Source organism: Paraburkholderia sp. 32 (assembly GCF_050435345.1).
GTDB classification, from domain to species: Bacteria; Pseudomonadota; Gammaproteobacteria; order Burkholderiales; family Burkholderiaceae; genus Paraburkholderia; species Paraburkholderia tuberum.
Window position 1 is genome coordinate 2,299,400 of the sequence record NZ_JBNDKD010000003.1, and the last position, 25,658, is coordinate 2,325,057.

23 protein-coding genes, 1 tRNA gene, 3 pseudogenes and 2 riboswitches are annotated in these 25,658 nt (G+C 62.4%); of the genes and pseudogenes, 20 read left to right on the plus strand and 7 right to left on the minus strand.

What is annotated here, in order from left to right:
- Nucleotides 1-332 precede the first annotated feature (332 nt).
- The 5 genes from OKW26_RS33470 to OKW26_RS33490 all read left to right on the plus strand — a co-directional run bounded on the left by OKW26_RS33470 (nt 333) and on the right by OKW26_RS33490 (nt 3,195).
- Nucleotides 333-1,082, plus strand: a complete 750-nt coding sequence (locus tag OKW26_RS33470; RefSeq protein WP_429356322.1) for a TIGR04255 family protein — start codon at nt 333-335, stop codon at nt 1,080-1,082.
- Entirely contained in the window at nt 1,079-1,567 is a 489-nt protein-coding gene (locus OKW26_RS33475) for a hypothetical protein (RefSeq protein WP_429356323.1), read from the plus strand. The genes OKW26_RS33470 and OKW26_RS33475 overlap by 4 nt, the downstream gene beginning before the upstream one ends.
- 123 nt (nt 1,568-1,690) lie before the next feature.
- Complete coding sequence (locus tag OKW26_RS33480) at nt 1,691-2,047, plus strand: hypothetical protein (RefSeq protein WP_429356324.1); 357 nt, start codon at nt 1,691-1,693, stop codon at nt 2,045-2,047.
- Between the two features lie 255 nt (nt 2,048-2,302).
- Entirely contained in the window at nt 2,303-2,854 is a 552-nt protein-coding gene (locus OKW26_RS33485) for a hypothetical protein (protein WP_429356325.1), read from the plus strand.
- A gap of 65 nt (nt 2,855-2,919) precedes the next feature.
- A complete protein-coding gene (locus OKW26_RS33490) occupies nt 2,920-3,195 on the plus strand; it encodes a hypothetical protein (RefSeq protein WP_429356326.1) in 276 nt (91 codons plus the stop codon).
- A 168-nt stretch (nt 3,196-3,363) separates the two neighbouring features.
- Here OKW26_RS33490 and OKW26_RS33495 read toward each other — a convergent pair whose 3' ends face one another.
- Both OKW26_RS33495 and OKW26_RS33500 read right to left on the minus strand, forming a co-directional pair.
- A complete protein-coding gene (locus OKW26_RS33495; RefSeq protein WP_429356327.1) occupies nt 3,364-4,713 on the minus strand; it encodes an IS4 family transposase in 1,350 nt (449 codons plus the stop codon).
- A gap of 315 nt (nt 4,714-5,028) precedes the next feature.
- Nucleotides 5,029-6,051, minus strand: a complete 1,023-nt coding sequence (locus OKW26_RS33500; protein WP_429352295.1) for an IS30 family transposase — start codon at nt 6,049-6,051, stop codon at nt 5,029-5,031.
- A 350-nt stretch (nt 6,052-6,401) separates the two neighbouring features.
- Here OKW26_RS33500 and OKW26_RS33505 point away from each other — a divergent pair, with 350 nt between their 5' ends.
- The gene (locus OKW26_RS33505) at nt 6,402-6,581 is read left to right on the plus strand and encodes a hypothetical protein (RefSeq protein WP_187627427.1); all 180 of its coding nucleotides are present in this window, start codon (nt 6,402-6,404) and stop codon (nt 6,579-6,581) included.
- A 198-nt stretch (nt 6,582-6,779) separates the two neighbouring features.
- Here OKW26_RS33505 and OKW26_RS33510 read toward each other — a convergent pair whose 3' ends face one another.
- Nucleotides 6,780-7,331, minus strand: coding sequence for an IS630 family transposase (locus tag OKW26_RS33510; protein ID WP_429356328.1), 552 nt, complete (start codon nt 7,329-7,331; stop codon nt 6,780-6,782).
- Entirely contained in the window at nt 7,328-7,789 is a 462-nt protein-coding gene (locus tag OKW26_RS33515; RefSeq protein ID WP_429356329.1) for a helix-turn-helix domain-containing protein, read from the minus strand. Before OKW26_RS33515 ends, OKW26_RS33510 begins: the two co-directional genes overlap by 4 nt.
- A gap of 59 nt (nt 7,790-7,848) precedes the next feature.
- Here OKW26_RS33515 and OKW26_RS33520 point away from each other — a divergent pair.
- From OKW26_RS33520 to OKW26_RS33530, 3 genes and pseudogenes are all read left to right on the plus strand, one after another.
- Nucleotides 7,849-8,061 (plus strand): annotated as a pseudogene (locus OKW26_RS33520) (phage late control D family protein); the annotation flags it as partial.
- Between the two features lie 160 nt (nt 8,062-8,221).
- The gene (locus tag OKW26_RS33525) at nt 8,222-8,503 is read left to right on the plus strand and encodes a BrnT family toxin (RefSeq protein ID WP_090802435.1); all 282 of its coding nucleotides are present in this window, start codon (nt 8,222-8,224) and stop codon (nt 8,501-8,503) included.
- Nucleotides 8,475-8,750 (plus strand): BrnA antitoxin family protein, encoded by a 276-nt coding sequence (locus OKW26_RS33530; RefSeq protein WP_429356330.1) that lies wholly within the window; start codon nt 8,475-8,477, stop codon nt 8,748-8,750. Before OKW26_RS33525 ends, OKW26_RS33530 begins: the two co-directional genes overlap by 29 nt.
- A 130-nt stretch (nt 8,751-8,880) precedes the next feature.
- Here the strand turns inward: OKW26_RS33530 and OKW26_RS33535 are convergent, their stop codons facing one another.
- Complete coding sequence (locus tag OKW26_RS33535; protein ID WP_429356331.1) at nt 8,881-9,612, minus strand: alpha/beta hydrolase; 732 nt, start codon at nt 9,610-9,612, stop codon at nt 8,881-8,883.
- Between the two features lie 61 nt (nt 9,613-9,673).
- Between OKW26_RS33535 and OKW26_RS33540 the strand changes: the two are divergent.
- Nucleotides 9,674-9,987, plus strand: a pseudogene (locus OKW26_RS33540) (toprim domain-containing protein); the annotation flags it as partial.
- Nucleotides 9,979-10,269 (plus strand): annotated as a pseudogene (locus tag OKW26_RS33545) (tyrosine-type recombinase/integrase); the annotation flags it as partial. The pseudogenes OKW26_RS33540 and OKW26_RS33545, both read left to right, overlap by 9 nt.
- A 54-nt stretch (nt 10,270-10,323) precedes the next feature.
- On the opposite strand, the gene OKW26_RS33550 reads toward OKW26_RS33545, so the two are convergent.
- Nucleotides 10,324-10,399 (minus strand) — tRNA-Arg (locus tag OKW26_RS33550).
- A 308-nt stretch (nt 10,400-10,707) separates the two neighbouring features.
- Between OKW26_RS33550 and OKW26_RS33555 the strand changes: the two genes are divergently transcribed.
- Nucleotides 10,708-11,607 (plus strand): c-type cytochrome, encoded by a 900-nt coding sequence (locus OKW26_RS33555; RefSeq protein WP_429356332.1) that lies wholly within the window; start codon nt 10,708-10,710, stop codon nt 11,605-11,607.
- A gap of 120 nt (nt 11,608-11,727) precedes the next feature.
- Here OKW26_RS33555 and OKW26_RS33560 read toward each other — a convergent pair whose 3' ends face one another.
- The gene (locus OKW26_RS33560; RefSeq protein WP_429356333.1) at nt 11,728-13,818 is read right to left on the minus strand and encodes a UvrD-helicase domain-containing protein; all 2,091 of its coding nucleotides are present in this window, start codon (nt 13,816-13,818) and stop codon (nt 11,728-11,730) included.
- Nucleotides 13,819-14,186: 368 nt separating this feature from the next.
- Here OKW26_RS33560 and OKW26_RS33565 point away from each other — a divergent pair, with 368 nt between their 5' ends.
- The 8 genes from OKW26_RS33565 to OKW26_RS33600 all read left to right on the plus strand — a co-directional run bounded on the left by OKW26_RS33565 (nt 14,187) and on the right by OKW26_RS33600 (nt 25,619).
- Nucleotides 14,187-15,236, plus strand: a complete 1,050-nt coding sequence (locus tag OKW26_RS33565; protein ID WP_429356334.1) for an oxidoreductase — start codon at nt 14,187-14,189, stop codon at nt 15,234-15,236.
- Between the two features lie 218 nt (nt 15,237-15,454).
- Nucleotides 15,455-15,805, plus strand: a complete 351-nt coding sequence (locus OKW26_RS33570) for a hypothetical protein (protein WP_429356335.1) — start codon at nt 15,455-15,457, stop codon at nt 15,803-15,805.
- Between the two features lie 219 nt (nt 15,806-16,024).
- A riboswitch (glycine riboswitch) is annotated at nt 16,025-16,126 on the plus strand.
- 21 nt (nt 16,127-16,147) lie between these two features.
- Nucleotides 16,148-16,309: riboswitch (glycine riboswitch) on the plus strand.
- Nucleotides 16,310-16,389: 80 nt separating this feature from the next.
- Nucleotides 16,390-17,505: a glycine cleavage system aminomethyltransferase GcvT gene (gene gcvT / locus OKW26_RS33575; protein WP_429356336.1), complete on the plus strand. Its 1,116-nt coding sequence runs from the start codon at nt 16,390-16,392 to the stop codon at nt 17,503-17,505.
- Between the two features lie 59 nt (nt 17,506-17,564).
- On the plus strand, nt 17,565-17,945 hold the full coding sequence (gene gcvH / locus OKW26_RS33580) for a glycine cleavage system protein GcvH (RefSeq protein WP_184003117.1): 381 nt from the start codon (nt 17,565-17,567) through the stop codon (nt 17,943-17,945).
- Between the two features lie 68 nt (nt 17,946-18,013).
- Nucleotides 18,014-20,950 (plus strand): aminomethyl-transferring glycine dehydrogenase, encoded by a 2,937-nt coding sequence (gcvP, locus tag OKW26_RS33585; RefSeq protein WP_429356337.1) that lies wholly within the window; start codon nt 18,014-18,016, stop codon nt 20,948-20,950.
- Nucleotides 20,951-21,089: 139 nt separating this feature from the next.
- Nucleotides 21,090-22,220, plus strand: a complete 1,131-nt coding sequence (locus OKW26_RS33590; protein WP_018418839.1) for an alginate lyase family protein — start codon at nt 21,090-21,092, stop codon at nt 22,218-22,220.
- A 29-nt stretch (nt 22,221-22,249) separates the two neighbouring features.
- A complete protein-coding gene (locus tag OKW26_RS33595; protein ID WP_090802417.1) occupies nt 22,250-23,638 on the plus strand; it encodes an L-serine ammonia-lyase in 1,389 nt (462 codons plus the stop codon).
- A gap of 238 nt (nt 23,639-23,876) precedes the next feature.
- Nucleotides 23,877-25,619 carry a thiamine pyrophosphate-binding protein gene (locus OKW26_RS33600; RefSeq protein WP_429356338.1) on the plus strand — a complete coding sequence of 581 codons (1,743 nt, stop codon included), beginning with the start codon at nt 23,877-23,879 and terminating at the stop codon, nt 25,617-25,619.
- Nucleotides 25,620-25,658 lie beyond the last annotated feature (39 nt).

The following is a 25,658-nucleotide window of genomic DNA, read 5'->3' on the forward strand; positions in this document are numbered from 1 at the left end:
CCGGTTGGGATCGAACCAGCAACCCCTGCCTTCGTAGTTTTATCGGCACACACAGATTCTTTATAAATCAACGCCTTACGCAACTCGCAAACTGCAAAACCAAGGCTAAACAAGGCCAATGGAGGTCAATCCGGTTCACGCAAGGTGCAATTTAGCTGCACTCGCGATTCAGCGTTTCCGAGTACGTTGCGGACCTGACCATGCTTGCGCTACGCCCTCTTCAATGTGCGTTGTTCGTCGGTCGCCTAGGTGTAGCGATAGTTACGCCGATTTTCTGTGCGTGTGTACAATGCGTTGAGCCATAAAGCGCCACCTAATCGGACCCCATTTATATGGTCGACAGGCACTACCCGCGCGCACCTATCAGTGAAGCAATCATCGACTTACAGGTCGAATTCACGTCGCCGCCGCCTCAGAGTGCGTTTGTTGACGCCGCACAAAAAATTCGCGATCGATTCCCAGTGTCGCAGCCCATACAGATGTTCGAGATGAACTTCGGAGGGGCGACAGAGGAAGCTCAACCGACCGTCAAGTCTGAGCGTACCGAGACCGGCATGCGCCTGACTAACAATCCGCCCACACGAGTTCTTCAGTTGCAGAGGCGCGGATTTACCTTCAGTCACCTGCCGCCGTACTCGGACTGGGGCACCTTCAGTGATGAAGCGAAAGAACTATGGAACCAGTTTGTTCCTGAGTTCGGTCCGACTAGAGTGGTTCGGGCTGCCACTCGTTATATCAACCGAATCGTGGTTCCGGCGGACAAGGCGGATTTTCGCGAATACTTCACGCTTTACCCAAATGTGCCGGCTGCGATGCCTCAAACGGTGACGGGCTGTTTCATGCAACTCGTTATACCGCAACCGAATGGTCCGAAAGACACGTCAGCCGTTATCAATTTCGCACTAGAACCAAGCGCGAATTCTGGTGGACTGTCGTTTCTGCTCGATTTCGACGTGTTTTCGCCCTGCCACTTTGACCCGACGGCCGACGAAGTCTGGAACGTATTAGCGCAACTCAGAACCGTGAAGAACGAGCTATTTGAAGCATCAATTACCGACGCCACAAGGGAGCTGTTCAAATGACCGCCATCGCTTTAGCGAATGGACCTGGGGTTCTTGTCAATCCCGGGAGCAGCAACGCTATGGGGCTGACGCCTCAGGTGTACCTTAAGAAGGTTTCGCGCCCGGCACGTCACAACCCGCTACTACTCCCAGAACATACAGCCAAGCGTGACATTCAACGCCTGGCTACGCTGGAAGAAGATTGGGATGGCTTCGGTAGCGATAAGCCTCGCAATGAGGCAATCTCCCACGCCATCGCCGCCCTGCCCGCACTCATTGCGATGGCAGAGAGAACCGGCGGATGGTCCCTGCCTCACGTGGTCGCGAATGAAGTTGGTGAAGTCGTCCTGGAATGGTGGAAAGGCGGTAAGAAGCTCACACTGTTTGTCCAGGACGAACGGATCGACTTCTTACGGACTTGGGGCGAACGCATCGATTCGGATATGGAAGACGGGATCCTCGAGCCGGGAGAGTTCGCCGCACTTTGGACTTGGCTGAACGTATAACGCACTCTGCGTACAACAATGGCAGACGAAGTCGTAGAAGATGGGGAGCAGCTGTATCGGCGGGTGCCTAATAGCTCCGCTTTCTTTAGCTCGTCCAATGGAACGCTTCGCTTGAGTTCGTGCGTGTTCAATGACAAAGCGAAGTCCACTGCGGAGAAACGACCATCCGTCGACAGAGCCAAACTTCGCGGACATGACCCACACGCGGCAAAGACGGAGCCGACACAAGGCATTGTCGGCCTGGTCACAGAGGCAGTGCGCAATATCAGCGGCGTCACTCGGACCGATACGAGCGGAAATGTTGTCACCGAGCACGCCGTCGACGTGATATACGATCCACGCGAGGACAACAACGCGCACGCGTTGGTCACGGTTGCTCCCGTATTCGAATCTAATCGCCCCTTCGAGCGCCTGAAGGACAGCCTCGCCAGACTGGCCGAAAAAGGCGGCTGGCTGGTCGAACCTGGCGGCGGCGACTAACGCCACCAACTATCAGCCAATTTCGGCACCCACGAAACACTCGATGCCGCATCAAAGTGCAACTTTTTTAACGTCGCGATATGTCTCTAGCGCCCGCGTGAGTCGTGGTCGCGGCAGCGAGCACCAAGTGCATCACAACTACTCCGTTAAGGACCACCCGCAGGCGGGGAGGGGACTGCAAAAAGCAAAGCTGGTTTCCGAGCGCTGGCGGCTGGGTATCGTCCTCCATTACGGACATTCGAACTGGAGATTGAGATGACCCTGGTGGTCGCACATGCCGGTGAAGACATCGGATTCATGATCGCCGACACACTTCTAAGTTCGCCCGCTCCGCTGCGAGGCGAGATGCGTCCACTTAATGGCGCCAGTCACGCACTGAAAATCCACATACTGTCGGGCCGCCTCGCAGTTGCGTTTGCCGGTGATCCGGGATTGGCCTGTGGTCTCATTGCCGAAATCAACGCTGACATCAAAGGCGATCCCGCGTTAGACGTCCCGCAAAGCCTTTTGGAGAGGTATCAGGAGCGCGCCGCTCATATCCCACAGGATCAACGTTCAGATTTTTTGGTTTTGCGCCTATCGGCTGATGGCCCCCGCCTTGACAAGGTGACGCTGGAGGAAGGGGTACGGACAGTGCAGAGAGCTTACATAGGCGACTCAGAAGGCTATCGGCAGCTAACCGAACTTGTAGGGCCATATGCTGGGCCAACCGTGCGCAGGTGCAGCAACCAGACGGCTCATTCGTCACAGAACAATTTGAGCCGACAGACGGCGAGCAATGGTTCGCCAGAGCATCCGACGCCTTAGAGGCGCTCTGTCATAGACGGTCCGTCGAGACAGTCGGTGCAGTCACTGATGCTATCACCCGCGTGGTGAACGCCCGCATCTCTGGCGAACTGGAGTATCGGCAAGCCGTTTACGTAGGGCGCTCAGTCGAGGAAGGGAACACCGGCTATACGCTCCTCGCCGCCAACAAAGGCACACGGGCTATGGCCATATTCTTCTATGCGGGAAAAGTGGGTTTCGTGTTTTTGCCGGGAGACCCTGCTGGATGCCACAGGCTGGCCGCAGATTCGGACGTGAAATTTATCGACGCTGCCCGAAAGCAATATGGCATCGAATTGGTTGGTGCAACGCAACCCGCCTGAAAGACCTTAGAAAAGCCTTATCTGGAAGGGCAGAGTACGGCCATGTTCAGCCGGTCGCGCGTCCCCTCGGCCAGACATTCGAAAGTCGCTTCCATGCTGAAAGCTGCCGCTCGCTTTGCTCCGTGACCCGGAAGAGGCTTGCCGTTCAACCTCGACTATGGCATGTCGTTATACAGAAATGTCGGCATCACCGTCATCGCGCAATAAGCGCATGGTTTCCGCGGCGATATGAACTTTCGTAAGTCCCTTCCAGATGGTCTGCGCGCCGGGTTCGCCGTCGCCCTTGCGAGCGAGGAAACCGCCGAGGCGTGCGACCAGGCGCAGCACTTCGTTGAGCTTGGGTTGCACAGCTCCAGGCGTTTTCGTAAGCAGGTAAGCAGCGCGAATTTCATCGGGATCGAAGAACAGACGCGCGTCCAGATCGGGGCAGGTCCGGCCCAGCCGCATCAGATAGGTCACGCGCCAAGCCACCACCAGAAACAGCGCCAATGCACGCTCGAGTCGCTCAATCGTGCCCAACTGCAGTTCTTCGACCTGACAGCCGTTCTTCAGAACGTTGAACAGGATCTCGATTTCCCATCTCGCCCGATACCACTCGATCAATTCGGTCGCTTCATCAAGCGTGGTCGCCGCACGGTTAGTCAGCAAGCGCCATTCGATCGGTTTGACGCCGGCAGGCGCGTCCAGCTCGCGCGCGACCAGGCACGTTGCAGCGATGCTTTTGCCCTTGCTCGCGGGCAACTGCACACGTTGGAGCCACAGACGCTGGCGCACCATGCGCGCTTTCACGCCTTGGCGTGCGGCCATCGGGAAGTCGATTTCGCCCACCGCTTCGCCGCATGTCGCGCGCTCCCACAGTTTGTCGCCCTCGGGCAGGCTGCGGTTATGCGAGGCACGTACCAGCCAGTCGGCCGGGTTGCCCAGCGCATCGGCGCGTTCCATCAGCGCCATCAGATCCGCTTCGCGGTCGGCCACATACACCAGGCGGGTCGACGGCATATCCGGCGCCATCTCGGCGATACGCTCGTAGCCTTCGATCCAACGCAAACTTTCCTTCGGACCGCTACGTTGGCCCGACTCGTCCTTCTTCTCGCGGGCCCACATCCAGGCGTCCAGGATGCCCAACGGCTCGCGCTGCGGCGTCACCGCATAGGTCGGGTGAACAAACATCCCGCGCTGCGCCTCATACGTCAGAGGCCCCAGTCCGATCGCCCCCTGACCATTGAAATCAAGCTCGGTAGTGTCTTGCAAACAGAGAACGACCCGACGCGTTTGCATCCGCCTTTGCGTCTGTTGCCAATGTGGCTCCAGAATCGCATGCCACTGAACCTTCTCGTTATCGAAGAAGCGGTACGCCGCTATCGTCTCGCCCCAACCGTGGCATGCCTGAGGCACACTGGCCGTCGGCTCGGCCGCCATTCTTTTCATCAAAAGCCTCGCTCGCTTGTTCAGGCGTGCGTCGCCCAGGTCCAGTTGCTCGAATTCCGTTTGCGTCCAGGGTGTCGATTCGGTGACCAAGGCATCCGCTCAAAAGCGGAGAGTAAACGGCAAACGCCGACAGTTTACAAGCGGCGCGCTATGTCATTGAAAGTAAACGGCCTTTCTCGCCGCCGCAGACCGGCGGCGACGTTGTGTATAACGACATGGGCATAGATGCCACTGCTGAGGAGCGAATACAAGTTATTGGGGAGCTTCTAGGTCGCCTTGGTCAGAACAAGTTACTCTCAAATAGCATTAAAAAGGAAAATCTAAATGAAATCGTTCGCGATTTAATATCAGGTGAAAAAAAGAAAATTCTGAAAGGCACCAGGGTAATGAGGGCAGTCTCAAGAGTCAAGTGCAACGTTTAGCTAATCCAGCCTTCTCTAACTCTTTAGCCATTGCTTCCTCGGGGGAGTCCCAGCCGAGCGTCTGGCGAGGCCGCCCGTTAAGCAATTTGGCGATGTCATTGAGTTGGGTCTGCGAGAGCGTCGAAAGGTCTGTGCCCTTTGGCAGAAACTGACGCAGCAAGCCGTTGGTGTTCTCATTGCTGCCGCGCTGCCAGGGCGCATGCGGATCAGCAAACCAGATATCGATATTGAGCCGCCTGGAGAGCTCGACATGGCAGGCCATTTCCGTTCCCCGATCGTAGGTCAGGCTCTCGCGAAGAAAGGCCGGCAACTTCTTCATTTGCCGCGAGAAGCCTTCCAGCGCATTCCTGGCCGTACAGCCATCCATGCGGCACAGAATCACGAAGCGCGTCTTGCGTTCGACCAGCGTGCCCACGGCGGAACGATTAAACGCACCCTTGATGAAGTCGCCCTCCCAGTGCCCCGGCAACAGCCGTTGCTCGATCTGCTCGGGGCGATATTGGATGCGCAAATCCTCGGGAACATAGCTGCCGCCAGCAAGCGTCGTGCGCCGATTTCCGCGCGCCGGTTTTTCTTGGCGCAAGGCTGCGATCATGGCTGGTTTCAGCGAGCCACGTGCATACGTGTAAATGGCAGCATAGACCGTCTCGTGGCTGACGTGCTGACTTGGGTCGTCTGGATACATGGCCCGCAGTTTGGCAGCGATTTGCTGCGGCGACCAGCGCCAGTAGACCAGGTGATCATGCACATGCCGATAAAGCGCGCTGCCTTCGATCAACTTGCGCGGCCGTACGCAGCGCCGACGACGCAGCCGATAGGCCGAGGCCGCCTGCGTCGCACAGTAGCGCGGCGCGTCCACGCTGCAATTACGCGCCAGTTCGCGCGACACCGTCGAAGCGCTGCGCCCCAGCAGCCCCGCAATAGTTCTTATGCTGCCGCCCTTTTGATGTTCGATCATGATCGCCGCGCGTTCTTCCGCACTCAAATGCTTGTAGTTCTTCTTCATCGCAACACCCTACCTCATTCAAGGTGTTGCACTTGGAACTAGAGACTAAGATTGCATCAAGATTCAATTAACGTCGACTCCGCGGCGCCTCCGAGTGATCATGTAAATTTCGAGCCATTTGTCGGAATATCGCCGAGAAAGTATCAAGACATATTCAATTCCAGAGAGCCGAGAAAAGATTCCACCGGAAAAATTGTCGACTGGAGAGCCAAATACAATAGGCCGAGATTTATGCGATTCACAAATTCATATAAAGAGATTGAATTAGCAATTGTCGGCGAGGAAATACCCTTACTTGTAAAGAAATTAGGAATTAGTGTAAAATGATGCACTGAAAATCGGAGATTAACATGAAGAAACCAAGCAGCCTTGCTCAGCAGATAGCACAAGCACAGCGCCTACTCGCTAGCCTGCCGGAAGCCAAGAAGTCGAGTCTGAGATTGGAAGGGTCTGATCTTTATCTAAACAAAAAACCAGATTACCCAGTCTCTCAATTAACCAGGACGAAAATCAAACAGTCATCGAAGTAATTAGTTGCTCGGCTTTATATTGGCACGCGTTGAATCTCAAGATTCCGCGCTCGATGATCGTTAGGAAACGGCAGAAACTTCCGCATAACGACCAACGACTTCTTGGGCCAACATGCCACTCTCGTGAACGTATTGAGGGATCGCTGCCGGCGCAATGCGAACTCAACGTTTGCAAAAGGGGCGTCCATGGTTAAGTGTTCACGAAAATCTGATTTGAAAATCTGAGCCGAATCCGTCGAGCAGTTTTTTGACCTCGGCATCGATGGTTTCCTTGGTCCAGGTGACGAAGCGGCGCCAGTGATACCTGGCGTGCTTCCAGAGGATTTCGATGAGATTCAGTTCGGGGCTGTAGGGCGGCAGATAGAACAGCACCATGCGATGTTCGAGAAACCATTGGTCGATTGTTTCCTGATCGATGTTGTGATAGATCGAGGCGTTGTCGAGCACCACTAGCGTCGTCAGACCGGGCGTGCCTTCCCGCGCGACCTGCTCAAGGAATTGCACGACATCGGGGCGTTTGATCGTGGTCTTGCTGGTGTGATACGTCAGCAGGTTGGCGCCGAAATCCAGTGCACCAGGGACGGAGCGTTTGCAGTGCGGTTGCGGGAACACACGATGCGGTTCGCCGATGGGCGACCAGCCGCGCTGCACCGGGGGCGAAGCACTGAACCCGGATTGATCGAAGTAGAACAGCTGGCACGCACCGTCGAGTGCGGCCTGCTGTAGCTTCGCGAGGTTGGAGGCCTTCACGGCGAACTCCTCGGGGTTACGCTTTTTTTGAGCGAATAGCGACCACGCTTGTAGGAAAACCCCGCTCGTTTGAGCGCAGTCGACAAGGTATCCAGGCGGCAGGGAAACGGCACACCATGAGCTTCTTCAACGCGCTGCGCAATCTGTCTGAGAGTCATCAATTCGGCGCTGGCCGCCTCGATGGCGGTGGCGATCATGGCTTCAGACAACGAACGGGGACGTCCGCCTTTATGACCGACCAGCAGCCCACATATGCCGGATTCCCGCCACGCGTGCGCCCAGTTGTAGACCGACTGCCCGCTCACGCTGAGCTGCGCAGCCACTTCAGTCAGTTTGATCTTGCGGCCGAGCATCATCACGCCCGCGGCCCGGGTGCCCATGTCGCGATGCTGGTGGTTCAACGACATCTGTTGCAAGGTCTTTTCCTCGGCTTCGCTCAGCTCTACAACACACTTCATCTGGACTCCGGCGCAATGGGTTTGCCGAAGTTAACAAAATTCAAACGCGTTTACCAGCAACACTTACCGTCGACGAGGTAGAGCACAGCGGCGCCCCGGATATCCTCACCATTCGGGCGCGCTCGGCCTCGATGACCAAGGACATGGGCGAACGAAAGGAGGCGAGCTGGCACGGCGAAACGCTCGGCCCGATCGTGCGCAAGATCGCCGGCCGGCACAGCCTCAAGCCGGCGATCGCCGACGCCCTCGCGAAAATCGCGATCGCACATATTGCACACGATTGCCGATGGCGGATACACGACGTAGCTCGACCTGGAGATGCGCGACGATCCGACGAGCGACCGGCACCGCTCGAACTTTCGCAAACCAGGCAAGTAATCGTAGTTACAAAAACCTGTTGCGCGCGCCAGTTTACGTAACTACAATAACCATATGACAACGATACACGACCCAGCTAAAAGCGAAGCCAACGAAGGGAAGCACGGCGTTTCCCTGGCGCTCGCTGATGCTATCGATTGGTCGTCGGTATGGTGCGCGCCCGACGACCGCAAGGACTACGGAGAACTGCGCGAAATAGGCTATGCCGTGATCGATGCCCGTCTCTATTGCATCGTTTTCACGCAGCGCGGCGAAACCTTCCGGGTTATCAGTCTGCGCAAAGCCAACAACCGGGAGATTGACCGCTATGAAGAAGCAACCCAAATTGATCCGTAACACGCCAGAAGAAGAAGCCGCGATTGCGCGCGGCATCGCGGCCGACCCTGACACGTTCGAGCCGACCGATGAACAGTTCGCGCAGATGAAGCGACGCGGCGGCCGGCCGAAACTCGCGAATCCGAAAGTTGCGGTAACGGTGCGGTACGACGCCGATATCGTCGACCGGTTCAAGGAAAGCGGCGAAGGCTGGCAAACCCGCATGAACAACGCTTTGCGTGACTGGCTGAAAACACACCGCGCATAGGCGTTCCGCAAACGATCGTTTTCAGTACAACCTGACAAGGGGGCGCGCAGTGCCCTTTTTGTCGATTCGAATTTCCATAGCGTCAATGCCAGACAAACTCCCCGGAATCGGCCAGACGCTGCGATTTTCGTTATTTACCGGCGACGCGACGGCCTGCGCTGAGTTTTTCCCAGGTGGCTCCGTTTTCGCCCGTGGTAACGCATTGCTGGCGCAAGCCAGCTTGCAATACGACACTGCCGATCGAGTAGTGATGACCGCCGTACTCGCATTGCGGCGCAGCAGGCAGCTGCGCGGATGCTGCCGATCGCTCCACGACGACGTGTGTCACTGCTGCGAGCTCAGCGATCACTCCACACGCTACAGCAACCGCGCGCCACGGCGTCTGTTTCCCGGGCGCTTGCGCGATGGTCGCCGCCGTCTGAGCAAGGATCGGCGGATCTACTACAACCGGCTTCACGGGAGCGACTGCATTGCTCGCGCCTTCAATGGCATCGTGCCGCGACGTATCGGCCGCATGAACTGGGTTTCGTGATGTTGCCCTGGCCGATGCCGGCTCTGTTGTGCCATTTCGCAACCACACTTCGAGATATGACATTGCACGCTGGTACACGTCGCGCGGTATCTCGTCCATGTTCGGAAACTTGAACACGGTCATCAAGCGCCGATAGACCATCAGCTTGTCGGTCTGCGTCTTGGCTTGGATCTGATGCGCCTTGCGTGCGATCGCACTACGCTGACGATCGCTGATGTAACTCGGGTTCGGTTCGTTGTGGATATGCACGCTTACGTTGGATTGCGCGCTATTCGTCTTGACATGGCGGCCTGCAACTTGCCCGATGTTCCCGTTGAATTTCTGTTGCATTACTTTTTATTCTCCAACGCGGCTGGCACGGCACCGGTTGGCGCGACCATAGCGCCGACCAAGGCGGTTCCTGACCGGGCGCGGGATCTCCGATGCTGCGGTCGACGCGGCGATCACGGCCAGGACGCTCGGCTTTAACGACTGGACCAGCTCGAAGGCGCAGCCCGGCGAAGTCGGCCACGGCGGGCCGGCCGCCGCGTTCATCGTCCGCACACTGAATCCAGGCCACGTCGTCGCCGTCGACATGCGCGCTATATCGACCCGACAATCAACGGCGGCGTCAAGACGCAGACCCAAGGCGACAAGTCAGGCTACGGCTGGACAGCCGACGTGCAGCGGCTCGACAAGGCAAGGCGCGTGATCGTCGTCGAAAGCGTGTTCGTATACCACGGCAAACCGGTCTACCAGACCGTGACTGCGGCGTGGACCAAAGCGCTGAAGCGGGCCGGTATCCGTGACTGCCGCTGGCACGATCTGCGCCACACGTGGGCAAGCTGGCATGTGCAGCGCGGCACGCCGTTACAGGTGCTCAAGGAGCTGGGAGGATGGGAAACGCTGGAAATGGTGCAGCGGTACGCGCACCTGTCGGCCGATCACTTGGCGCAGTGGGTGCAGCCGATGACGATGCAAGCCGCACCGCAGTTAGCTGCAATTTAGCTGCAATTCGTGGGGAGCGGGAACGGGTGAATTCGTTGGAACCCTTGTCAGGGTTGGTGCGCCCGGCTGGGATCGAACCAGCAACCCCTGCCTTCGGAGGGCAGTACTCTATCCATTGAGCTACGGGCGCTTCACCACAAAACTGCGGGGAATCTACGCGAAAGCGCGCCAACCAGAACGGACGCGACGCCAACGCGAGAGACCGCAAGGATACCCGGTTTCGGCCGAACCGTCCACAGGACGGCCTCCGACGCCCATCCCAGCGTCTTCCCCGAGCTCTGCCATCGTCCATGCCGATCCGGGTAAACGCCTGCTGAACACCGTCCTGGCCCCCTCGCCGCCGCCGAAAGCTTGCGTCTATAATCGTCCGTGGCTGATAAAGAACAAGAAGTTGCCGTCGCGCTGTACCGCTCACACACCCACGGAGACGAGACAAGCATGAGCGAAGCACCACACGGAGCCCCGATCAAAACCCCAGCACAGCTTATCGCCGCGGTCATCGCCGGGTTTGCTGTGCCGATCGTCATCATCGTTCTGCTCGCCGTCTACGTCGATAATTCGACGCGCACCGGCGCCGGCACCGACTCTCTCTCCGAAGCCGAAGTCACCTCCCGCATCCATCCGATCGCCCAAGTCGAGATCCGCGACGCCAACGCACCGCGCGTCTACAAGACCGGCGAGGAAGTCTACAAGGCGGTCTGCTCGGCGTGTCACGCGTCGGGTGCCGCAGGCGCGCCGAAATTCACCAACACCGCAGACTGGGCGCCGCGCATCGCGCAGGGCTTCGACACGCTGTGGCACACCGCCCTGTCCGGCAAGGGCGCCATGCCGCCGCGCGGCGGCACGAGCCCCGACGACTACAGTGACTTCGAGATCGCGCGCGCGGTCGTCTATATGGCGAACAATTCGGGCGCGAGCTTCCCCGAGCCGGCGCAGCCGGCGGCGGGCGCGGCCGCGGCATCCGGTGCGGCAGCGGCATCCGGTGCAGCAGGTGCATCGGATGCGGGCGCGGCCCAGGCCGCCGCGGCGCTGGCCGCAATGGCCAGCGTGCCGCAGACTCCCGCCCCGGCAGCAGGTGGCGCGCAAAGCGCGGACGCCTCGCAGGCCGGCAAGGCGCTGTATCAGTCGGTATGCCAGGCCTGTCACGCGACCGGCGTGCTGAACGCGCCGAAGTTCGGCGACAAGGAAGCATGGGCGCCGCGCCTGAAGGACCCGATGGACACCGTCTATAACTACGCGCTGCACGGCAAGGGCGCGATGCCGCCGAAGGGCGGCTCGAACGCATCGGATGCGGACGTGAAGGCTGCGGTCGACTATATGGTCAGCGCGGTGAAGTAAAGCACGCGGCATCGGTCGTCGCTGAAATGAAAAATCCCTGCATGCGCTAACGCGATGCAGGGATTTTTTATGTGCAATCGCGAGCAACCGCAACCGGCGGGCACTGGCAGTCCCGCCCGCTCACGACTTCTGCAACAACGCCTTCAGGCTCGCGAGCCGGTCCTTCGGCGACATCGGCGCTTCTTCCGGTGTCGGCGGCGGCGCATCGTCGAGCAGCATTTCGTTGATGAAGCGCGACGCCTCGCAGACGACCGTCTCCCGCGCCCGCTTGCGCTTCTTGCACCAGTTCAGATGCAGGCTGCGCTGCGCGCGCGTGATCGCGACGTACATCAGCCGGCGTTCCTCCTCGATGCGCGCGTCGTCGATCGGCTCGTCGTCCGCGCCACCCCGATGCGGCATGATGCCTTCCTCGACGCCGACCAGGAACACGTGCGGATACTCGAGCCCCTTCGACGCATGCACGGTCGACAGCCGCACCGCATCCGGATCTTCCTCGCGGCCTTCGAGCATCGACATCAGCGCGACCGTCTGGATCAGCCCGAGCAGGTTCTTGCCGGTGTCGCCGAAGCCGTCGGCGGTGTCGTAGCCGGTCGCTTCGCTGCCGCTGCCGTGCTCCGGCTCTTCCTTCGTGCCCTTGCGCTTGAGCCACTCGATGAACTCCAGCACGTTCTGCCACTTCGCCTGCGCCTGGCGTTCGTCGAACGCGTCGTACAGATACGCTTCGTAGTGGATCGCCTCCATCAGCTCATTGAGTAGCGTGCCCGCCGCGTCCTTCTCCGCGCGGTCGGTCAGGCGCTGCATGAAGTCGCAGAACGCGCGCATCGGCTCGATCTGACGCGGCGACAGACGCGCCTCGATGCCGCCCATGTAGACCGCCTCGAACAGCGACACCTTCGCCTGACCCGCGAACGCGCCGAGCGCCTCCAGCGTCGTATTGCCGACGCCGCGACGCGGTGTCGTGATCGCGCGGATGAACGCGGGATCGTCGTTCGCGTTGGCGATCAGACGCAGGTACGCGCAGATGTCCTTGATCTCGGCCTTATCGAAGAACGACTGGCCGCCCGACAGCACGTACGGAATCCGTTCGCGGCGCAGCACCTGCTCGAAGATGCGCGCCTGGAAGTTGCCGCGATAGAGGATCGCGTAGTCGCGGAAATTCGCGCGCCGCTCGAACTTGTGCGCGGACAGCCGAAACACGACGGACTCCGCCTCGTGCTCCTCGTCGTTGCAGCCCGTCACCGTGATCGTGTCGCCCATGCCGTGCTCGGACCACAGCTTCTTCTCGAACAGCTTCGGATTGTTCGCGATCACGTTGTTCGCGGCGCTCAGGATGCGCACCGTCGAGCGGTAATTCTGCTCGAGCTTGATCAGGTGCAGGTTCGGGAAATCCTTGCCGAGCTGGCCGAGGTTTTCGAGGGTCGCGCCGCGCCAGCCGTAGATCGCCTGATCGTCGTCGCCGACCGCCGTGAACGCCGCGCGCTTGCCGGCCAGGAGCTTCACCAGTTCGTACTGGCATGCGTTGGTGTCCTGATACTCGTCGATCAGCAGATAGCGCAGCTTGTTCTGCCAGCGGTCGCGCACCTGCTCGTTGCTCGCGAACAGTTCGGCGGGCAGGCGGATCAGATCGTCGAAATCGACCGCCTGGTAAGCGTGCAGCGTCGCCACGTAGTTGCGATAGACGATCGCCGCCTGATGCTCGTCCTCGGTCGAGGCGGTCGCGATCGCCTGCTCGGGCATGATCAGGCCATTCTTCCACAGCGAGATGATCGACTGGATCTTGCGAATGAAGCCCTTGTCCGTCGAGCCGACCTGCTCCTGGATCATGCCGAAACAGTCGTCGGAATCCATGATCGAGAACTGCGGCTTCAGGCCGACATGCTCCGCCTCCTGACGCAAAATCTGCACGCCGAGCGAGTGGAACGTACACACCGTCAGCTGGTTCACGGGCACCTTGCGGCCTTCCTTGCCGGGTGCGGTCAGCGTCTTGCCTTCGAGCAGCTTGCCGACGCGCTCGCGCATCTCCGCCGCGGCCTTGTTCGTGAACGTGACGGCGGCGATGTGCCGTGGCTCGAAGCCCTTCGCTTCGATCAGGTGCGCGATTTTCTGCGTGATCACGCGCGTCTTGCCGCTGCCGGCGCCGGCGAGCACGAGACAGGGACCGTCGAGATAACGGACCGCTTCACTTTGAGCGGGGTTCAGGCCTGCGGACATCGTTTGTGGATGGCTAATACGGTTGAGGGACGCTGAGGTCGGACCGGCGGGTGGCGCCGGCCGAAGGCCCGGGGCATGCTGCGCGGCGCAGTGCTCGCGAGAGGTGCGATGTTAACATGGCCACTGCGATGGCCACTGCGATGGCCACTGCGATGGCCACCGCGATGGCCACCGCGATGGCCACCGCGATGGCCACCGCGATGGACGCCCTCGTTGGATGCCTCGATGGCTCGGACGCCCCGACGGGCTGCGCGCAAGGCCGGCCGTCATGTTCAGCCCCCAGTCCAGCCCACAAATGCCACAATGAGCAGATTGCGCGCCGCCGCCGCGGTGGCAAGGCGGCGCGCCGCTCCTCCAGGAAGACTCGCATGTCCGCATCGCTGAAAATTGGATTGATGGGCTACGGCTTCGCCGGCGCGACGTTTCACGCACCGGTGATCGAACACTGCGGACGCGCGAGGGTCGCCGCGATTGCGACCGGGCAATCCGAGCGCGCGCACGCCGACTATCCGCACGCGAAAATCGTCGCCGATCTCGACGCGCTGCTCGCGCTCGACGACATCGACTGCGTCGTGATCGCGACGCCCAACGACACCCACTTCGACCTCGCGCGCCGCACCCTCGAAGCCGGCAAGCACGTGGTCGTCGACAAGCCTGTCACGCTGAGCGCCGCCGACGCCCACACGCTTGCCAATATCGCGCTCGCGCGCGGCAAGCTGTTCGCGCCCTTTCACAACCGCCGCTGGGACGGCGATTTTCTGACCGTGCGCGATCTGCTCGCGCGCGTGGAACTGGGTCGCCTCACGCAGTACGAATCGCATTTCGACCGCTTCCGGCCGGGCGTGCGTCAGCGCTGGCGCGAAGACGTGACGCGCGGCGGCGGTCTGCTGTTCGATCTCGGTCCGCATCTGATCGACCAGGCGCTCGCCCTCTTCGGCGCGCCGAAGACCGTATCGGCGACGGTGCGCACCCATCGCGACGACGCAAGTGCACCCGACTACGTGCACATCCAGCTCGGCTACGACGAGTTCGAGGTCGTGCTGCACGCAAGCGCGTTGACCGCGTTGCCGGGACGGCGCTTTGCTATCCACGGCACGCGCGGCAGCTACGTGAAGTACGGCCTCGACACCCAGGAAGATCAGCTGAAAGCGGGCCTGCGCCCCGGCGACGCAGGCTTCGGCGCCGGCAACAGCCCCGGCATGCTGCGCGTGCTCGAAGGCGACGAGGAAGTCGAGTGCGAATTGCCGACCCGCAACGGCGAGTACGCAGGCTTCTATATTGCGTTGGCCGACGCGATCCAGAACCGCGTCGCATTTCCGATCAGCACGCGCGACGCGGTCGACGTGATGACGATCATCGACCTGGCCGCGCGCAGTTCCGAGCAGGGCGTGCGACTGCCGTTCGAGCGGATTCGCTGAGCCCCGCCGCGCTGCGCGTCGACACCGCGACACCACGAGCTGTGTACCAAAAACGGGACCGCCTTTAGCGCCGCGAAGGCTGTCGGCGCGGGCTTTCCTGACGTTCCGGAAAGGAACATAACGTTACAAATTCGCCCGCTGCAGAGTCAGCGGGCGTTCTTCGTCAGCCGTTGCTAGTGAGGTAGCAACCCAACACGACAACGACTCCGGGAGAATCCATGTCTCGAATCATCCGTGCCCTTGTTGCATGCGCGCTGCTCGGCTCCGTCGCCGCCTGCGTGGTAACGCCCCCGCCCGCGCCGCATCCGGGCCCGACTCCGCAGCAGATCGCGGACCAGCGTCTGCATCAGGTCGAGGGCCGCATCGACAATCTCGCGCACCGTATCGATAACCGCGTGAATCAGGGCTATTACCCGCCGCCGCAAGGCGCCGCGCTGCATCACCGTCTCGAGACGATCCGCCAGGAAGCGCATGACATGGCCGCCCAGCATGGCGGCGGTTTGTCCGCGGAAGAACAGCGCGTGCTGAATCAGGAACTGGACAATGCGGCTCATGCGATCGGCGAGTGAGCCAGCGAGCAAGTGGTCAAACCGAATCGGCAAACGAGCCACCAGGTGAGCCCCCACTACCGCTCATCGTGCGGTCACGGATGGCACCGGGAGAAGCAACTGAAAAGCGCGGGCACCACGGTCCGCGCTTTTCTTTTTGACGCCCCCGAACAGCCACAGCCGGCCCCACACCGCTCCCGGGCCTTTATTTGACAAGCCCCGGCCCGTCGCGTAAATTCGCCGCACGCGTCGGGAGAGCGTGCTGGCAGGCGAAAAATCGCAGGCCGCGCCGCCGAAGGGGCACACCCGCAAACTCTCAGGCAAAAGGACCGACCGCGTCGAAAAACCCGTCTTCCGGCGGCTTTTTCGCACTCTGGAGAGCGGCAGTAGCCATCCGCGTCGCACCTCGTGCACCGCAGGCAGGCTGCCCACCGAAGGGGCGCGCGTTTCACCCGTGACGGATCGAGCTCATTGAGCCAGTCGCGGCGGCGCAATCTCTCAGGTATCGAGGACAGAGGGGTCATGCAGAACCACGCTCGCAGGCACACGGCCGCGAGGCAGTGCGCCGCATGGCCTTTTTTGTTTCGCGAGATGCCCGAGGCCCCATGACCGAACTCAAACACACCCCGCTCCACGCCGCTCACCGCGCGCTCAATGCTCGCATGGTCGACTTCGGCGGCTGGGACATGCCCGTCAACTACGGCTCGCAGATCGAGGAACATCGCGCGGTGCGCACCGACGCCGGCATGTTCGACGTGTCCCACATGTGCGTGGTCGACTTCACCGGCGAGCGCGTCCGCGCGTTCTTCGAATACGCGCTCGCGAACAACGTCGCGAAGCTGCAAACACCGGGCCGCGCGCTCTACTCCTGCATGCTGAATCCGAACGGCGGCGTGATCGACGATCTGATCGTCTATTACTTCGCCGAAGACCACTTCCGCGTGGTCGTCAACGCCGGCACCGCCGACAAAGACATCGCCTGGTTCGGCCAGCTCAACGCGGGCGGCTTCGGTCTCACCATCACGCCGCGCCGCGATCTGGCGATCGTCGCCGTGCAAGGCCCGAACGCACGCGAAAAGGCCTGGCAAACCGTGCCGGCCGCGCGCGCCGCGACTGAAACGCTGAAACCGTTCAACGCCGCGCGCGTCGACGGCACGCCGTTCGGCGAGCTGACCGTCGCGCGCACCGGCTATACCGGTGAAGACGGCTTCGAGATCATCGTGCCGGCTACCCACGTCGAAGCGCTGTGGAAGGCGCTCGCGGCCCACGGCGTGCGCCCGGCCGGTCTCGGCGCGCGCGATACGCTGCGCCTCGAAGCCGGCATGAACCTGTACGGCCAGGACATGGACGACAATGTCTCGCCGCTCGACGCCGGCCTCGCATGGACCGTCGACCTGGCCTCGCCGCGCGAGTTCGTCGGCAAGAGCAGCCTCGAAGCCGACGGCTCGCGCGCCGCGTTCGTCGGCCTGATCCTGCTGAAGGAAAACGGCAAGGCCGCGGGCGTGCTGCGCGCGCATCAGAAAGTCGTCACGCCGCACGGCGACGGCGAAATCACCAGCGGCACGTTCTCGCCGACCATGCAGGAATCGATCGCCTTTGCGCGCGTGCCGAAGGGCGTGCAGCCGGGCGACACCGTGCACGTCCAGATTCGCGACAAAGCCTGTCCCGCAAGCGTGGTAAAACTGCCGTTCGTGCGCAACGGCAAGGTGCTGGCGGTCTGAGCGGCCGGCGCGCGCCCCCACATTCAAACACTACCGAACATACCGTTCAGGAGCATCCAATGAGCATCCCGGCCGAACTGAAATACACCGAATCGCACGAATGGGTCCGCACCGAAGCGGACGGCACGCTGACGGTCGGCATCACCGACCACGCGCAGGAAGCGCTCGGCGACATCGTCTTCTTCGAAGTCCAGGAACTCGGCAAGTCCGTGACCGCGGGCGACACCGTCGCCGTGATCGAATCGGTGAAGGCCGCCTCCGATATCTACGCGCCGGTCTCGGGCGAAGTCATCGAGGCGAACACGACCGTCGCGGACTCGCCCGAAACCGTCAACAGCACGCCGTACGACAGCTGGCTGTTCAAGATCAAGCCGGCCGCCGATGCGTCGCTCGACCGCCTGCTCGACGCCGAGGCCTACGCGAAGTCGATCGGCGCCTGAGTCGCCTTTTGTTTTAACCGTCAGGCGCGGCGCTCGCACAACGGCGCGCCGCGCCGCCAGGAACACCCATGAAGCTCGAACACCCGGATCGTCTGATGAACCGCACTCCTCTCTCGCTCGCCGCGCTCGAAGTGCACGACGCCTTCGCCGAACGGCATATCGGCCCGGATACGGCCGACCAGCAAGCGATGCTCGAAGCACTCGGCTTCGCGTCGCGCGCGGCATTGATCGACGCCGTCATCCCGAAGACGATCCGCCGCACCGAAACGCTGCCGCTCGGCCCCTTCGCGCAACCGAAGAGCGAAGCCGAAGCGCTCGCCGCCTTGCGCGAGCTCGCGGACAAGAACCAGGTGTTCCGCTCCTACATCGGCCAGGGCTATTACAACGCCCATACGCCGACGGTGATCCTGCGCAACGTGCTCGAAAATCCGGCGTGGTACACCGCGTACACGCCGTACCAGCCTGAAATTTCCCAAGGCCGTCTGGAAGCGCTCCTGAACTTCCAGCAGATGGTCACCGACCTGACCGGCCTCGCGATCTCGAACGCATCGCTGCTCGACGAAGCGACCGCCGCCGCCGAAGCGATGACGCTGCTGCAACGCGTCGGCAAACCGAAGTCGAACGTGTTCTTCGTTGCCGACGACGTGCTGCCGCAGACCATCGAGGTCGTGAAGACGCGCGCGACGCCGGTCGGCATCGAAGTGAAAGTCGGCCCGGCCGCTGAAGCCGCCGACGCCAACGCATTCGGCGTGCTGCTGCAATACCCGGGCGTGAACGGCGACGTGCGCGACTACCGCGCGCTGACCGAAGCGATCCACGCGGCGGGCGGCCATGTCGTCGTCGCCGCCGACCTGCTCGCGCTGACGCTGCTTACGCCGCCGGGCGAATGGGGCGCGGACGTCGCGGTCGGCAATACGCAGCGTTTCGGCGTGCCGGTCGGCTTCGGCGGCCCGCATGCCGCGTACCTCGCGGTGCGCGACGAATTCAAGCGGCAAATGCCGGGACGTCTGGTCGGCGTAACCGTCGACGCGCAAGGCAACCCCGCGCTGCGTCTCGCGCTGCAAACGCGCGAGCAACACATCCGCCGCGAGAAGGCGACCTCGAACGTGTGCACCGCGCAGGCGCTGCTCGCGATCATGGCGAGCATGTACGCGGTCTATCACGGCCCGCGTGGCCTGAAGACGATCGCACTGCGCGTCAATCGCATCGCCACGCTGCTCGCCGAAGGCGCGAAGCAGCTTGGCTATAAGCTCGTCAACGAAGCTTTCTTCGACACGCTCACGTTCGACACCGGCGCCCGCACGCAAGCGCTGCACGACGCGGCGACGGCCAGGCGCATCAACCTGCGCCACGTGAGCGCGACGCAAGTCGGCCTGTCGATCGACGAAACCACCACGCGCCACGATCTGGCCGACCTGCTCGCGGTGTTCGCTCAAGCGGCCTTCACGAGCGACGTGCCGCAAGTCGACGCGCTCGACGCCGCGCTCAACGCATCGAACTCTGCGTCGGTGCCGGCCGCGCTCGAACGCACGAGCGCGTACCTGACGCATCACGTGTTCAACCGTCATCATTCGGAAACGGAAATGCTGCGCTATCTGCGCAGCCTGTCGGACAGGGACCTCGCGCTCGATCGCTCGATGATCCCGCTCGGCTCCTGCACGATGAAGCTGAATGCGACGTCGGAAATGCTGCCGGTCACGTGGCCCGAGTTCGGCCAGATCCATCCGTTCGCACCGACCGAACAAACCGTCGGCTACCGCGAGATGATCGATCAGCTCGAAGAGATGCTGGTCGCCGCGACCGGCTATGCGGCCGTGTCGCTGCAGCCGAACGCGGGCTCGCAGGGCGAGTACGCGGGTCTTTTGATCATCCACGCCTATCACGCGTCGCGCGGCGAAGCGCATCGCGATGTCTGTCTGATTCCCGCTTCGGCGCACGGCACGAACCCGGCGTCGGCGCAAATGGCCGGCATGCAGGTCGTGGTCGTGGCATGCGACGCGCAGGGCAACGTCGATATCGAAGACCTGAAGAAGAAGGCCGCACAGCACGCCGATAAGCTCGCGGCGATCATGATCACGTACCCGTCGACGCACGGCGTGTTCGAGCAGAACGTCCGCGAAATCTGCGAGATCGTGCATGCGCACGGCGGCCAGGTGTACGTGGACGGCGCGAACATGAACGCGATGGTCGGCCTGTGCGCGCCGGGTCAGTTCGGCGGCGACGTCTCGCACCTGAACCTGCACAAGACCTTCTGCATTCCGCACGGCGGCGGCGGACCGGGCGTCGGTCCGGTCGCGGTCGGCGCGCATCTCGCGCAGTTCCTGCCGAACCAGACTTCGTCGGGCTACCAGCGCTCGGAGGATGGCATCGGCGCGGTGTCGGCCGCGCCGTACGGCTCGGCGTCGATCCTGCCGATCTCGTGGATGTACATCGCGATGATGGGCGCGAAGAACCTGAGCGCCGCGACCGAAACCGCGATCCTCAACGCGAACTACGTCGCCAACAAGCTCGCGCCGCACTATCCGGTGTTGTACTCGGGCCCCGGCGGCCTCGTCGCACACGAGTGCATTCTCGATCTGCGTCCGATCAAGGACACGAGCGGCATCACCGTCGACGACGTCGCGAAGCGCCTCGCCGACTATGGCTTCCACGCGCCGACGATGAGCTTCCCGGTACCGGGCACGCTGATGGTCGAACCGACCGAGTCGGAGTCGAAGGAAGAGCTCGACCGCTTCATCGAGGCGATGATCGCGATCCGCGAGGAAATCCGCGCGGTCGAGGAAGGCCGCGCGGAGCGCGAGGACAATCCGCTGAAGCACGCGCCGCACACGGCGGCGGTCGTGATCTCGGACGACTGGAAGCACGCGTATGCGCGCGAGACCGCCGCCTACCCGCTGAAGACGCTGATCGCGAACAAGTACTGGCCGCCGGTCGGTCGCGCGGACAACGTGTACGGCGATCGCAACCTGTTCTGCTCGTGCGTGCCGATCGCCGATTACGAGTAAGCAGCGCGAGTCGGCGAGACGTCATGCGCGGCGCTGTGAAGGTCCGTCGGCATCCGCGAGCGGTCCAGCCGCGGTCCTGTCGTTGAAAGCCGCAACCGGCTAACATCACACACCGAATCAGCCTAACGAGGAGTTTCGCATGGCGCGAAAGGTGCGATTGATGCAAAGCCGGGCCGAGGCGGCAGGCGTCCGTCCGTGGCGGCCCGCTTACGCGGTACTGTTGGCCGCAGCGGCCGCGTTGCTGCCGCTGCGCGCGGCGCAGGCCGCGATGAATTTCTGCGCGGCGCCGGCGCTGCAAACGAGCGAGCGCACCAATGCCGACCCCGGCGTCAAGGCGCTCGTCGCCAACGTGCAGGCACATCTGAACGAGCAGCCGCATGCGCTCGCCAAATTGCACACCGAGGGCACGCTGCCGCACGAGGGCATCTACGATCAGAGCGTCGAAGCGGAGAAGGATCTCGACCTGCTGCGCGACGCCGCGCTCGCGTGGCGCGCGACCAGCGACGACCGCTTCCTGAAACTCGTCGACCGTCTGCTGTACGCGTGGGTCACGACCTATCAGCCGAGCTTCAATCCGATCGACGAAACGCGTTTCGAAGGTCTGATCCTCGCGTACGACATGACCGCGAGCGCGTTGCCCGTCAAAACGCGCAACGCGGCGATGGCCTTTCTGACGAAGCTCGCGAACGGCTACATCGCGCAGATCGACGCGCAGCCGCGGCCGCTCACGGGCACGTTCCGCAACAATTGGCAAAGCCACCGCATCAAGCTGATCGCGATGGCGGCATTCACGCTCGACAACCGCAAGATGATCAACGCCGCGCAGCGGCTGTTCGTCGAGCATATCGGCGACAACATCGCCCCGGACGGCTCGACGATCGACTTCGGCGAGCGCGATGCGCTGCACTACGTGACCTACGATCTGCAACCGCTGGTGACGGCCGCGCTCGCCGCGCGCCGCCACAACCGCAACTGGCTGCAAGAAAAGGGCGCGAACGGCGCGACGCTGCTCGCCGCGCTGAATTGGCTCGTGCCGTTTGCTACCGGCGGTCAGACGCATGAGGAATTCGTGCATTCGAACGTCGCGTTCGATGCAAAACGTCGCGAGGCCGGCTTGCCCGGCTATTCGGGTCAGTGGGATCCGAAGAACGCGACGGAACTGTTTCACCTGGCGGCCCGTCTCGATGGACGCTTTACGCCAGTCGCGCTGCAGCTCGCACCGACGCCGCCCGCGTGGCTCGCCGTGTGCTTGCCGCTGCCGGCGCGCTAAACTCTTTATCTATAGGCAGGGAGCAGGACATGGCAGTCAGCGTCTTCGATCTCTTCAAAATCGGCATTGGTCCGTCGAGCTCGCACACGGTCGGGCCGATGCGCGCGGCGCTGATGTTCGTCCAGGGACTCGAGCGCGACGGGCTGCTCGCTTCCACCGCATCGGTGAAGGCGGAGCTGTACGGCTCGCTCGGCGCGACCGGCAAGGGCCACGGCACCGATCGCGGCGTCATGCTGGGCCTGATGGGCGACGCGCCCGACACCGTCGATCCCGAGACGATCGCGCAACGGCTCGAAGCAGTGCGCACGTCGCGCCAACTCGCGCTGCTCGGCACGCACGAGGTGCCCTTCGTGCAGAAAGAGCACATCGCGTTTTATCGTCAGGCGCTGCCCGAGCATCCGAACGGCCTGAAGCTGTTCGCCTTCGATGCGCAAGGGGCAACGCTGCGCGAGTCGACCTATCTGTCGGTCGGCGGCGGCTTCGTCGTGACGGCCGGCGCGCCGAACACGAAGGTATTGAGCGCCGTCGATCAGCTTCCGCATTCGTTCCGTACCGGCAACGAATTGCTCGCGCTGTGTGCGGCGAGCGGCAAGAGCATCGCGCAGCTGATGTGGGAAAACGAGCGCGTCTGGCACAGCGAGGAAGAGACGCGCGCCGGTCTGCTGAAGATCTGGGACGTGATGCAATCATGCGTCGCGCGCGGATGCGGCATCAACAATCCCGATGCCGATGGTCACTTGCCCGGACCTTTCCAGGTGAAGCGGCGCGCGCCGCAGCTGTATCGCGCGTTGACGGGCAACCCTGAGCGCGCGTTGCAGGATCCGCTGTCCATGGTCGACTGGATCAACCTGTACGCGATCGCCGTCAACGAAGAGAACGCGGCCGGCGGGCGCGTCGTCACCGCGCCGACCAATGGCGCGGCCGGCATCATTCCGGCGGTGCTGCATTACTACACGCGCTTCATGCCGGGCGCGAACGAGCAGGGCGTGATCGACTTCCTGATGACGGCCGCCGCGATCGGCATCCTGTACAAGCTGAATGCGTCGATCTCCGGTGCGGAGGTGGGCTGTCAGGGTGAAGTCGGCGTCGCATGCTCGATGGCCGCGGGCGCGCTGGCCGCCGTGATGGGCGGCACGCCGAAGCAGGTCGAGAACGCCGCGGAAATCGGCATGGAGCACAACCTCGGGCTCACCTGCGATCCGGTTGGCGGCATGGTGCAGATTCCGTGCATCGAGCGCAATGCGATGGCATCGGTGAAGGCGGTCAATGCCGCACGCATGGCGTTGCGCGGTGACGGCAGCCACTACGTGTCGCTCGATTCGGTGATCAAGACGATGCGCGAAACCGGCGCGGACATGAAGACCAAGTACAAGGAAACGTCGCGCGGCGGCCTCGCGGTAAATATCGTCGAGTGTTGAGTCGCTGAGCGCGGCATTCAATTGCGTGCGATCGCATCGGAAAAGCGCGGGCCCTGCGGCTCGCGTTTTCATTTGCGCGATCGTGTTGCGCGCACGCCGATCGAACAGTTGCGCTGCGCCATGACAACGCCCACATGCTCGGCGTAAGCTGTCGAAGCGCCCATCGGCCGCTGTTGCACGTTCCGCCGATGCGGCTCCATCCCAACGCACCCACGCACTGCCAGGAGGCTTCTTCGCAATGTCGCTGCCGAATGCTCCCGCTTCCCATTCCGCTTCCAATTCCGTTATCGCTGCCCATACCGCACGCACGACCGGCGCGCGCCTCGTCGTCGATGCGTTGCTCACACACGGCGTCGAGCGCGTGTTCTGCGTCCCCGGCGAAAGCTTTCTGGCCGTGCTCGATTCGCTGCACGACGAAACCGGGCGCATCCAGACGATCGTCTGCCGTCACGAAGCCGCGGCCGCGAACATGGCCGAAGCGCTCGGCAAGCTGACCGGCCGCCCGGGTGTCGCACTCGTCACGCGCGGGCCGGGCGCGACGCATGCGTCGATCGGCGTTCATACTGCGTTTCAGGACTCCACGCCGATGATTCTGCTGATCGGTCAGTGCGCGCGCGAACATCTCGATCGCGAGGCATTTCAGGAGATCGACTTCCGGCGCATGTTCGGTCAGATGGCGAAGTGGGTCGCGCAGATCGACGACCCGAAGCGCATCCCCGAATATCTGAGCCATGCGTTTCATACGGCCACCTCGGGGAGGCCCGGGCCGGTCGTGCTGGCGCTGCCCGAAGACGTGCTGAGCGATGCCTGCGACGCGGTACCTGGCGCACCCGCTTATCACCGCGTGGCGGCGTCGCCATCGGCCGCGCAGATCGCGAAGCTGCGCGAGTTGCTCGAAGGCGCGCAACGGCCGATGGTGATCGCCGGCGGCAGCGGCTGGACAGCGGCCGCATGCGCGGACCTGCGGCGTTTCATCGAAAACTGGCAGTTGCCGATTGGCCTCGCGTTCCGCTTCCAGGACACCTTCGACAACGAGCATCCGAACTACGCGGGCGACGTCGGTCTCGGCATCAATCCGGCGCTCGCTCAGCGCATTCGCGACGCGGACTTGCTGCTCGCGCTCGGTCCGCGCCTCGGCGAAGCGACGACCAACGGCTACACGCTGCTCGACATCCCGAAGACGAAGCAGACGCTCGTGCACGTGCATCAGGGCGCGGAAGAACTGGGCCGCGTATATGCGGCCGATCTGCCGATCGTCTCGGGCATGCCTGAGCTTGCGGCATTGCTTGCGGAACTGAAACCGTCGTCCGGCAGGCTCGCCTGGGCGGGTGCCGCTGAGGAAGCGCATCGCGCGTATCTGGATTGGCGCGAGCCGCGCCCAATTCCCGGCGACGTGCAGATGGGCGAAGTGATCCAGCAGTTACGCGCTCACTTGCCCGACGACGCGATCCTCACGAACGGCGCCGGCAATTACGCGACGTGGCTGCATCGGCATTTCTCGTATCGGCACTTTCGTTCTCAGCTCGCGCCGACGAGCGGCGCGATGGGCTACGGCGTGCCGGCGGCGCTCGCGGCAAAGTCGCTGTATCCACAGCGCGCGGTGGTCGCGCTCGCCGGCGACGGCTGCTTCATGATGGCCGCGCAGGAGCTCGCGACAGCGATGCAGTACGACCTGCGCGTGCTGTTCATCGTCGTCAACAACAGCCAATTCGGGACGATCCGCATGCATCAGGAGCGACACTATCCGCATCGCGTGCATGGCACCGACCTCACGAATCCGGACTTCGCGGCATTCGCGCGATCGTTCGGCGCGCATGGCGAAACCGTTGAACGTACCGGGGATTTTCTGCCGGCGTTGCAACGCTCGATCGAGTCGCAGCTGCCGGCCGTGATCGAAATTCGCATGCTGCAGGAAGCGAGCACGCCTGCGGCGACGCTCGAGATGATTCGTGAGCAGGGGAGGAAGATGCGCGGGCAGTGAAAATCGCCGCGTGGCCTGACAGCGTGTCGAATGCGCCGC

Bases quoted from the DNA above. Each gene is read 5' to 3' on its own strand.
- OKW26_RS33515 (WP_429356329.1), bottom strand. From the start codon at position 7,789: ATGAAGTGTGTTGTAGAGCTGAGCGAAGCCGAGGAAAAGACCTTGCAA.
- OKW26_RS33595 (WP_090802417.1), top strand. From the start codon at position 22,250: ATGGCAGTCAGCGTCTTCGATCTCTTCAAAATCGGCATTGGTCCGTCG.
- OKW26_RS33500 (WP_429352295.1), bottom strand. From the start codon at position 6,051: ATGAAGAAGAACTACAAGCATTTGAGTGCGGAAGAACGCGCGGCGATC.
- OKW26_RS33470 (WP_429356322.1), top strand. From the start codon at position 333: ATGGTCGACAGGCACTACCCGCGCGCACCTATCAGTGAAGCAATCATC.
- OKW26_RS33560 (WP_429356333.1), bottom strand. From the start codon at position 13,818: ATGTCCGCAGGCCTGAACCCCGCTCAAAGTGAAGCGGTCCGTTATCTC.
- OKW26_RS33565 (WP_429356334.1), top strand. From the start codon at position 14,187: ATGTCCGCATCGCTGAAAATTGGATTGATGGGCTACGGCTTCGCCGGC.
- OKW26_RS33555 (WP_429356332.1), top strand. From the start codon at position 10,708: ATGAGCGAAGCACCACACGGAGCCCCGATCAAAACCCCAGCACAGCTT.
- OKW26_RS33600 (WP_429356338.1), top strand. From the start codon at position 23,877: ATGTCGCTGCCGAATGCTCCCGCTTCCCATTCCGCTTCCAATTCCGTT.
- OKW26_RS33475 (WP_429356323.1), top strand. From the start codon at position 1,079: ATGACCGCCATCGCTTTAGCGAATGGACCTGGGGTTCTTGTCAATCCC.
- OKW26_RS33590 (WP_018418839.1), top strand. From the start codon at position 21,090: ATGGCGCGAAAGGTGCGATTGATGCAAAGCCGGGCCGAGGCGGCAGGC.
- OKW26_RS33530 (WP_429356330.1), top strand. From the start codon at position 8,475: ATGAAGAAGCAACCCAAATTGATCCGTAACACGCCAGAAGAAGAAGCC.
- OKW26_RS33535 (WP_429356331.1), bottom strand. From the start codon at position 9,612: ATGCAACAGAAATTCAACGGGAACATCGGGCAAGTTGCAGGCCGCCAT.
- gcvP (WP_429356337.1), top strand. From the start codon at position 18,014: ATGAAGCTCGAACACCCGGATCGTCTGATGAACCGCACTCCTCTCTCG.
- gcvT (WP_429356336.1), top strand. From the start codon at position 16,390: ATGACCGAACTCAAACACACCCCGCTCCACGCCGCTCACCGCGCGCTC.
- gcvH (WP_184003117.1), top strand. From the start codon at position 17,565: ATGAGCATCCCGGCCGAACTGAAATACACCGAATCGCACGAATGGGTC.
- OKW26_RS33485 (WP_429356325.1), top strand. From the start codon at position 2,303: ATGACCCTGGTGGTCGCACATGCCGGTGAAGACATCGGATTCATGATC.
- OKW26_RS33525 (WP_090802435.1), top strand. From the start codon at position 8,222: ATGACAACGATACACGACCCAGCTAAAAGCGAAGCCAACGAAGGGAAG.
- OKW26_RS33570 (WP_429356335.1), top strand. From the start codon at position 15,455: ATGTCTCGAATCATCCGTGCCCTTGTTGCATGCGCGCTGCTCGGCTCC.
- OKW26_RS33505 (WP_187627427.1), top strand. From the start codon at position 6,402: ATGAAGAAACCAAGCAGCCTTGCTCAGCAGATAGCACAAGCACAGCGC.